Below are 7,943 nucleotides of genomic sequence, written 5' to 3'. Positions count from 1 at the left end.
CCCAGGCAAGGGCCAGTTTAACCCAGCCGCCGCTGCGCGCTGCAGATTATCCTGCACCGTGCTACGCGCAATTCCCAACACGACGGCAATCTCACGCGAGCTGGTTCCGCTTGCTGCAAGCCGCAGCATTTGTCGCAAATGTCTCATGGTCAGCCTTCTCTTTGCCGGCATCAAAATCCCCTCGTTCACCGCGAGGTATTTGATGCCAAAGTTGCTGACCCAGGGAGTGATGTTCAGTGTCGAAAACTGGCCGGTCTTTGATCGGAACGGTGGCCGGCTTCAAATCGGAATGGTGGCCGGTCTTTGATCGGATTGGCGGCCGGCTTCACGTCGGAATCCGCAGCCAGGTAGCTGCATTTGAAGAAGATGTGCTGTTTCTCGCCTGTACGCGCCCGGCAATGATTGCAGGTGTTACCATGGAAGCGATGGGCATCAATGTCATTGTGACGACCATCCTTTATGTTCTCGCCGGCTCGATTGCCTATGTATTGGTCGGCGTGGCTTTTCACTTCATCTTCCGGGCACTCGTCAAGCACGACCACAATATGTTTCGCACTCTGATTGCTTGGGTCGAGACGCGCGGCCGTTCGCGCAACATCAGACATTGGAATGGTGCTTCGATAACTCCGCTCAGGCTCTTGCGGCGCTACGATGAAAGGGACTTCGGTCATGACTGACATGTCTCGACTGAAATTCCGAGAACTCGAGCCGGAAACGTTTATCCCATATGTCCGATTTGTAGACGAGACGGCGGTAGCACTCGATTCCAGGTCATTAATGGTGATGATCACATTGGAGGGAGTGTCATTCGAGACGGCCGATGCTACCGACCTAAGTAGCCTGCAGCGCGATCTCAACACGCTGTACCGCAATATCGCCGACGAGCGTCTGGCAATCTGGACCCACGTCCTGCGCCGGCGCGACAACACTTATCCAGAAGGCGCGTTCGCCAATACCTTCTCTGCAACGGTGAATGGCAAATATCGCGAACGTATGGTCGGCGAAGATCTGTTCCGCAACGATCTCTATCTCACCCTTATTTGGCATCCCGGCCGCGATCCGGCCGAACAGCTCGTAAATCTTCTGACCCGGCTGCGCAAAGCCAGACGTATGGGGGGTGAACTTGATGGAGACAGTCTGAAGCATCTGCATGAAAAGGTGACTGATGTCACCGCGGGACTGCAACATTTCGCTCCGCGTGTGCTGTCACTCTATAATCGAGACGACATCGTTTTTTCCGAACTGAGCGAAGTGTTGCATCAGCTGATCGGCGGCCGCCGTGAACCGGTGCCGCTGACGGATGGCAGGATCTCCTCGGCAATCTATTCCGATCGTCTCATCTTCGGGCGCGAGACTGTTGAGATCCGCCACGAGGGATCAAGCCGTTACGCCGGCATGTTCGGTTTCAAGGAGTATCCGGCGAGGACTCGCTGCGGCATGCTGGATGGCATTCTGACGGCACCATTCGAGCTGATCCTGACGCAATCCTTTGGGTTCATGTCCAAAACCGATGCGCGCACAGTCATGGGGCGCAAGCAGAACCAAATGGTCAGTTCCGGTGATAAAGCAGTCTCCCAGATCGAGGAGCTCGATGCCGCCATGGACGAGTTAGAATCGAACCAATTCGTCCTCGGTGAGCACCATATGTCGCTTTGTGTGTTCGCATCCTCGGTAAAGGAGCTGACGGGCAACCTCGCAAAGGCGCGCTCGCATCTGACCACCGGCGGAGCGGTCGTGGCGCGCGAAGATCTCGGGCTTGAGGCAGCCTGGTGGGCGCAATTGCCTGGCAATTTTCGTTACCGAGCCCGCTCAGGTGCAATTACATCGCGCAATTTCGCAGCGCTTTCGCCCTTTCATTCCTATCCCGTCGGCAAGAAAGACGGAAACGAATGGGGGCCGGCAGTCGCTATGTTGCAGACAGCCTCAGGTTCGCCGTTCTATTTCAACTTCCATTATGGCGACCTCGGCAACACCTTCATCTGCGGCCCATCGGGCGCTGGAAAAACCGTGCTCGTCAATTTCATGCTGTCACAGCTCGAAAAGCACAATCCGCACATGGTCTTCTTCGACAAGGACCGCGGATCGGACCTTTTCGTACGTGCCGCCGGTGGCACGTATCTGCCGCTCAGAAATGGGGAGCCGACAAAATGCGCGCCGTTTAAGGCTCTAGAATTGACGCCGCACAACAAGGTTTTCCTGGCGCGCTTTGTCGGCAAGCTCGTCGGCTCGACGGCGCGCGAGCTTTCAGTCACCGAAATCGGCGATATTGCTCTGGCAATCGAAGGGCTTGCCGACCTTTCACGAGAACAGCGCTCGATCGGAGCTTTGCGCGCATTCCTCAACAATACCGATCCGGAAGGGGTTGCCGCGAAACTTCGCCGCTGGGAGCGGGGAGGGCCGCTTGGTTGGGTCTTCGACAACGAGGCTGACGATATTGGTATTGGCGCCAAGTTCCTCGGCTACGACATGACGGACTTTCTCGACAATGAGGAAATTCGCACTCCCTTGATGGCCTATCTCTTCCACCGTGTCGCACAATTGATCGACGGGCGCCGCATCATCATTGTCATCGACGAGTTCTGGCGAGCATTGCAGGATGCAAGCTTTCTTGACCTTGCGGAAAACAAGCTCAAAACGATCCGGAAGCAGAACGGGTTGATGCTGTTTGCCACTCAAAGCCCGCGCGATGCTATCAATTCCCCGATTGCGCATACGATTATCGAACAATGCCCGACGCAGATATTCCTGCCGAATCCGCGCGGCGACCGCGCCGACTACGTCGATGGCTTCAAGCTCACCGAACGCGAGTTCGAATTGCTCTCCCGCGAGCTCTCGCCCGACAGCCGCCGTTTCATCGTCAAGCAGGGCCACAACAGCGTTGTCGCTGAGCTGAAACTCAACGGCTTTGATGACGAACTCGCGATCCTTTCCGGGCGGACGGCAAACGTCGAACTTGCAGATGCAATCCGCGCCGAATTCGGAGCCAGCCAAGACGACTGGCTGCGGATATTCCAGCAAAGAAGGAGTGTAGGCTAATGGCCCAGTACAGAAAGCTGTCCACGGCAATGCTGGCGTTGTTCCTATCGGCCCAAGCGATCGGGGCGCAGGGCATTCCGGTGATCGACCAAACCGCGGTTACCAAGCAGATCGAAAGTATCGCCCAGCTAAAATCGCAGCTCGACACATTGAATCAGCAGCTTCAGCAGGCACAACAGCTTTACGGCTCGCTGAACAAACTGACCAACATGGCGGATATTGCCGGGGTCTTGAACGATCCGTCGATCCGAAAAGCGTTGCCTCAGGATTTCTCCGCCATCGAAAGCCTGTTTAAGGGCTCTGGCTCGGGGGTGTTCGGGGATGTCGCCTCAAAATTCTTGAGTGACAACTCGACTTACAAGACAAACGCCAACGATTTTTACGCGCAGGAGCTATCGCGAGTTCAAAACAAAAATGCCGGGCAGATGAGCCTCGGCCAGCAGATTTATGATGCCGCCACCAAGCGGATCGATGGCATCGATCAATTGCGGCAGAAAATTTCTTCGGCGAGTGATGCCAAAGACATCGCCGATTTGCAGGCGCGGCTGCAGGCCGAGACGGCCTTTCTTCAGACCGACGTGCTGAGGCTGGAAGGCCTGCGCATGGTGCAACAGGCACAAGTCCAGGTCGATGAACAGCGCAAGGCTGAAGATTGGCGCAAGCGCATGGATGTGATGGGAGCTGCGTTACAATGAAGTCACTCGTTCTTTTGGCACTCATCATCACCTTGGCCAGCTGCGGGAAAAAGGCTGAGCGCGTCTATTCGGTCGAGGAGCTATTAGCCGATCAACAGTTGCGCGCCGAGATATTCGAAAAATGCCGCAACAATCCAGGGGAGCTTCGAGGCACGCCAAACTGCGTGAATGCGGAGGCGGCAAATTGGAAGGCCAGCGTTCTGGACACACCTTCGGCACCGGGAGGCTGATGTATGTATGAGGTCTTTGCCTTTGTCGACGGGCAGTTCAAGACGCCACTCGAGACCTTCATCTCCTCGGGGACCTCGAATATCGCCAGTTGGGTGACTGGTCCGCTCACAGCGGCATTGACGCTTTACGTTCTTCTTTATGGTTTCCTCATTCTGCGCGGATCAATCCACGAACCAATTATGGATTTTGCGTTTCGGGCAATGAAGCTCGCCATCATCCTGATGCTGGTGAAGAGCGCCGGCGAGTATCAAACCTATGTGACCAACATCTTCTTTGATGCGCTGCCGAAGGAAATCTCGCAGGCGCTGAACTCGGGCACGATACCCAGCGCCTCCACCTTCGACAGCCTGCTCGATAAGGGCCAGAAATGTGCAAAGGAAATCTGGGCGCGGGCCTCATGGCCCGTCGATATTGTGACCGGTATTGAAGGCATGCTCGTCATCGTGTCGAGTTTCGTGGTAGCTGCGATCGGTTACATCGTTTCGCTCTACGCACGACTGGCGCTGGCGATCGTGCTTGCCATCGGACCGATCTTCATTGCGCTGGCGATGTTTCGGGCGACCCAGCGTTTCACCGAGGCTTGGATCGGACAGCTCGCCAATTTCGTAATCCTACAGGTGCTCGTCGTTGCCATAGGCTCTTTGCTCATTACCTGCATTGATTCTACCTTCGATGTCATTGAAACTTATAGCGATGTGCTGATGCGCCCCGTCGCGCTTGGCGCCATCTGCCTTGCCGCACTCTACGTCTTCTACCAGCTCCCCGGCATTGCTTCCGCACTCGCAGCTGGCGGGGCTTCGCTCACCTACGGATATGGGGCTGCGCGCGATGCGCATGAAAGCACCCTTTCCTGGGGCGCTACCTACATCGCGCGGACAGCGGGCCGCAGCATGCGCACCGCTGGCCGCCGCTTTCGCCCAAACAGAAGCTGACGATCCGGGGGTCGCAAACATGAAACACACGAGTGGCTTTAGTATGCTCCGAATACTTGCACTTCTAAGCATGGCATCGATTTTAGGTGCTTGCGTCTCCCATTCTCATTCTTTGCCGAAATGCGACGGCTACGCGCGCCGACCGCTCAACCGCGCGATGTGGCAGTGGGATGACGATAAGAGATTTTCGAAGCAAAGAACCGATCCTCCGGCCGTGCCCGCGGGCACGCCGCCGTCTTACGTCGAAGAGGAGGGGAGTAACGTCCCTGCTGCTTTCGCACGTTACCATATGACCGAGTCCTATCGTCCTTGTGCGGGGCAGAGCTGATGGTCACCGCGGACGGTCTTAAAAGCTATTTCGAAAAGGCTCGGCGCTTCGACCAGCACCGCATGATCCAGTTGGAGCGCTCCGCGCGAATTGCATGGTTCGTCGCGATCGTCGCGAGCGCCCTATCAGCAGCGTCGATCTTTGCTGTCGCCGGCCTGACGCCTCTAAAGACAGTCGAACCTTTCGTTGTGAGGGTCGACAATTCGACCGGGATTGTTGATGTCGTTTCAGGGCTCACGTCAACGGCCGGAAATTATGATGAAGCGGTCACCAAATATTTTGCCTCCCGCTATGTGCGTGCCCGGGAGGGATATGTGTGGAGCGAGGCGGAAGAGAATTTCCGCACGGTTTCGCTGCTGTCGACCGCCCCGGAGCAGACCAAGTTCGCCGCCCTTTATCGTGGTAGCAATCCAGATTCCCCTCAAAACATCTATGGCCACGGTGCCACGTCGCGCGTCAACATCGTTTCGATTTCGCTGATCAATAGCAACGTGGCTTCGGTTCGCTATATGCGCACAATCACCCGCGGCGACGAGGTCCATACCACCCATTGGGTGGCGACGCTCACTTTCTCGTATAGCAACGCACCGATGTCCTCGGCTGATCGACTAGTCAACCCGCTCGGTTTCGTCGTGAGCGAGTATCGATCCGATCCGGAGGCCATCAATTGAAACATCACTGCGCAATAGCTCTGATTGTCACCGCCATTTGGTCCTCACCGGCTCTCGCGCTTGAGACTCCACGTGGCGCCCCGCAGGACAATCGTATCCGCTTCGTCGACTATCAGCCCTATAACGTCACGAAGGTTGTGGGCTCGCTACGCTCGTCTGTCCAAATCGAGTTTGCTGGCGATGAAGAAATAGCCCATGTGGCGCTTGGAAATACCGTCGCCTGGGAGGTGGCGCCCGCAGGCAATATCCTCTTCTTAAAACCGCGGGAAAACCAGCCAATGACAAACATCTCAGTCGTCACCACCCGGCGGGACGGTTCCACTCGCAGCTACCAAATAGAGCTGACGGCTCGGGATGGTCCGGTCGCCGCCGGCCAAGACACCTATTTCTACATCAAATATCGCTATCCTGGCGACGAGGCGGAACGCCGTCGGGCGCAGGCGGCGGCGCAAACCCAGGCGGCGCAGGCGAGCGCGGCCGACAAGGTGTTGGCGCTGCATGAGCAATACGGACCACGAAACTGGCGCTATTCGGCGCAAGGGACTGCCCCTCTCGAGCCCCAGGCGGTTTATGACAACGGCAAGATTACGACCTTCGCCTTCCGCGGCAATCAGGAAATGCCCGCAATCTACATGGAAAATTCCGATGGGACGGAGAGCCTAGTTCCGAAGTCGGTGGATGGGGATCTGGTGCTCGTCCATGCGATCGGTCGCAAGTTCATCCTGCAGCGAGGAGGAGACGTACTTTGCGTTTTCAACGAGGCTTACGATCCGGTCGGCGTAAATCCAGACACCAATACGACATCGCCCTCGGTCGAGCGTGTACTAAAAGCGCAGACGGCAAACGCTCAGCAATAGGAGGTCGCGATGACAGAAGAGACAGAAGACCTCATCCCGGGAGAACGTGCTGAAACTGAGGAAGGCCGGCCGGGTAACGGCAATCCGCTCTTAAGACGCGGCGCCGTCGTTCTGGCAATGGTTGCCTTTGTGGCATTTTCGCTATGGTCCTTGCAGGGCCGGCAGAAGGCGGAAGTCAACCAGCCGGAGCGTGTCGTCATTCGCCAGACCTCGGATTTCGAGCCAGCCAAGGAGGAACCTAAGGTCGTAGCACCTCTCCCGGAAGTGCAACTGCCGACACCTTTGGCCAAGGACCCGGCGAATTCTGCGGAGGATCCCTTGTTCGACGCTGCCCGCCGCGCGCCCGTGATGGCCTATAATACGCCCCAAACTTCAGCACAGCAGCGTGACAGGGCAGCCCCCGCCGACCCCGATTCCAACTATCTTCCTTTCTCGGCAAATCCTGGTGGGCTCAACGGGCAAGCGGAAAACGAGGACCAACGTTTCAACAGGTTGCTGACGCCGACGCATCTGGAAGGGTCGCGGGCCGGCACGCTCGGCAACCGCGACTTCGTCGTAGCGATGGGCACCTCGATCCCTTGTGTACTTGAAACTGCGCTTGCCTCCGACCAGCCGGGCTTTGCAAGCTGTATTATCAACCGCGATGTGCTCTCGGATAACGGTCGTGTGGTGCTCATGGAAAAGGGTACTCAAGTCGTCGGAGAATATCGTGGCGGTCTCAACCGCGGTCAGAAGCGCCTCTTCGTCCTGTGGAACCGGGCGAAAACGCCGAAGGGCGTCATTATTACGCTGGCTTCACCTGCGACCGACGCACTCGGGCGTGCCGGCATTGATGGCTATGTCGACACGCATTGGTGGGAGCGCTTCGGTAGTGCCATCCTGCTTTCCATCGTCGGCGATGCCACGACTTACGCCGGCAACCAGCTGCAGGACAGTGATGTTCAGGCGCAGAATACCGCAACTGCTGGCCAGCAGGCCGCAGCGATTGCAGTCGAGCAGTCTATCAATATTCCACCGACGCTCCTGAAAAGTCAGGGCGAGCTCGTGTCGGTTTTTGTTGCCCGCGATCTCGATTTTTCCGGCGTGTATAGCCTGCGCGTCACCGAACCGCCCGGCCGAATTCTAGATCGGGCAGCATTGGCGGATTTTGCCCCTCGCTCCACATTGATGACAAAGTAAAGAAAGCGACAAAA

Annotated in this window: 9 protein-coding genes; 8 read left to right on the top strand and 1 reads right to left on the bottom strand. The window is 57.0% G+C overall.

The genetic code is table 11. The features are described 5' to 3' along the window. Positions 1-129 (bottom strand): helix-turn-helix domain-containing protein (locus tag K290_RS36585; protein ID WP_245276604.1); only part of this gene is annotated, 129 nt, incomplete at its 3' end. 206 nt (positions 130-335) lie between these two features. On the opposite strand from K290_RS36585, the gene K290_RS0128055 reads away from it, so the two are divergent. The 8 genes from K290_RS0128055 (at position 336) to virB10 (ending at position 7,929) form a co-directional block, all read left to right on the top strand. Further along, a complete protein-coding gene (locus tag K290_RS0128055) occupies positions 336-677 on the top strand; it encodes a VirB3 family type IV secretion system protein (RefSeq protein WP_028754887.1) in 342 nt (113 codons plus the stop codon). Then, on the top strand, positions 670-3,036 hold the full coding sequence (locus tag K290_RS0128050) for a VirB4 family type IV secretion/conjugal transfer ATPase (protein ID WP_028754886.1): 2,367 nt from the start codon (positions 670-672) through the stop codon (positions 3,034-3,036). Before K290_RS0128055 ends, K290_RS0128050 begins: the two co-directional genes overlap by 8 nt. Continuing rightward, on the top strand, positions 3,036-3,731 hold the full coding sequence (virB5, locus tag K290_RS0128045) for a P-type DNA transfer protein VirB5 (RefSeq protein WP_037136453.1): 696 nt from the start codon (positions 3,036-3,038) through the stop codon (positions 3,729-3,731). The genes K290_RS0128050 and virB5 overlap by 1 nt, the downstream gene beginning before the upstream one ends. Continuing rightward, entirely contained in the window at positions 3,728-3,961 is a 234-nt protein-coding gene (locus K290_RS0128040) for an EexN family lipoprotein (protein WP_028754884.1), read from the top strand. Before virB5 ends, K290_RS0128040 begins: the two co-directional genes overlap by 4 nt. Positions 3,962-3,964: 3 nt before the next feature. Next, on the top strand, positions 3,965-4,894 hold the full coding sequence (locus K290_RS0128035; protein ID WP_028754883.1) for a TrbL/VirB6 family protein: 930 nt from the start codon (positions 3,965-3,967) through the stop codon (positions 4,892-4,894). A 327-nt stretch (positions 4,895-5,221) separates the two neighbouring features. After that, positions 5,222-5,893 carry a VirB8 family type IV secretion system protein gene (locus K290_RS0128030; RefSeq protein ID WP_028754882.1) on the top strand — a complete coding sequence of 224 codons (672 nt, stop codon included), beginning with the start codon at positions 5,222-5,224 and terminating at the stop codon, positions 5,891-5,893. After that, entirely contained in the window at positions 5,890-6,750 is an 861-nt protein-coding gene (virB9, locus tag K290_RS0128025; RefSeq protein WP_028754881.1) for a P-type conjugative transfer protein VirB9, read from the top strand. The genes K290_RS0128030 and virB9 overlap by 4 nt, the downstream gene beginning before the upstream one ends. 9 nt (positions 6,751-6,759) lie before the next feature. Further along, a complete protein-coding gene (gene virB10, locus K290_RS0128020; protein WP_028754880.1) occupies positions 6,760-7,929 on the top strand; it encodes a type IV secretion system protein VirB10 in 1,170 nt (389 codons plus the stop codon). Positions 7,930-7,943 lie beyond the last annotated feature (14 nt).

It is taken from the genome of Rhizobium leucaenae USDA 9039, assembly GCF_000426285.1.
Lineage (GTDB): Bacteria > Pseudomonadota > Alphaproteobacteria > Rhizobiales > Rhizobiaceae > Rhizobium > Rhizobium leucaenae.
The sequence above is the reverse complement of the archived record's forward strand: the minus strand, read 5'-3'. Positions and strand labels throughout refer to the sequence as shown.

Excerpts from the sequence above, each read along its gene's own strand:
- virB5 (WP_037136453.1), top strand. The coding sequence starts at position 3,036 with ATGGCCCAGTACAGAAAGCTGTCCACGGCAATGCTGGCGTTGTTCCTA.
- K290_RS0128050 (WP_028754886.1), top strand. The coding sequence starts at position 670 with ATGACTGACATGTCTCGACTGAAATTCCGAGAACTCGAGCCGGAAACG.
- K290_RS0128035 (WP_028754883.1), top strand. The coding sequence starts at position 3,965 with ATGTATGAGGTCTTTGCCTTTGTCGACGGGCAGTTCAAGACGCCACTC.
- K290_RS0128040 (WP_028754884.1), top strand. The coding sequence starts at position 3,728 with ATGAAGTCACTCGTTCTTTTGGCACTCATCATCACCTTGGCCAGCTGC.
- K290_RS0128030 (WP_028754882.1), top strand. The coding sequence starts at position 5,222 with ATGGTCACCGCGGACGGTCTTAAAAGCTATTTCGAAAAGGCTCGGCGC.
- virB10 (WP_028754880.1), top strand. The coding sequence starts at position 6,760 with ATGACAGAAGAGACAGAAGACCTCATCCCGGGAGAACGTGCTGAAACT.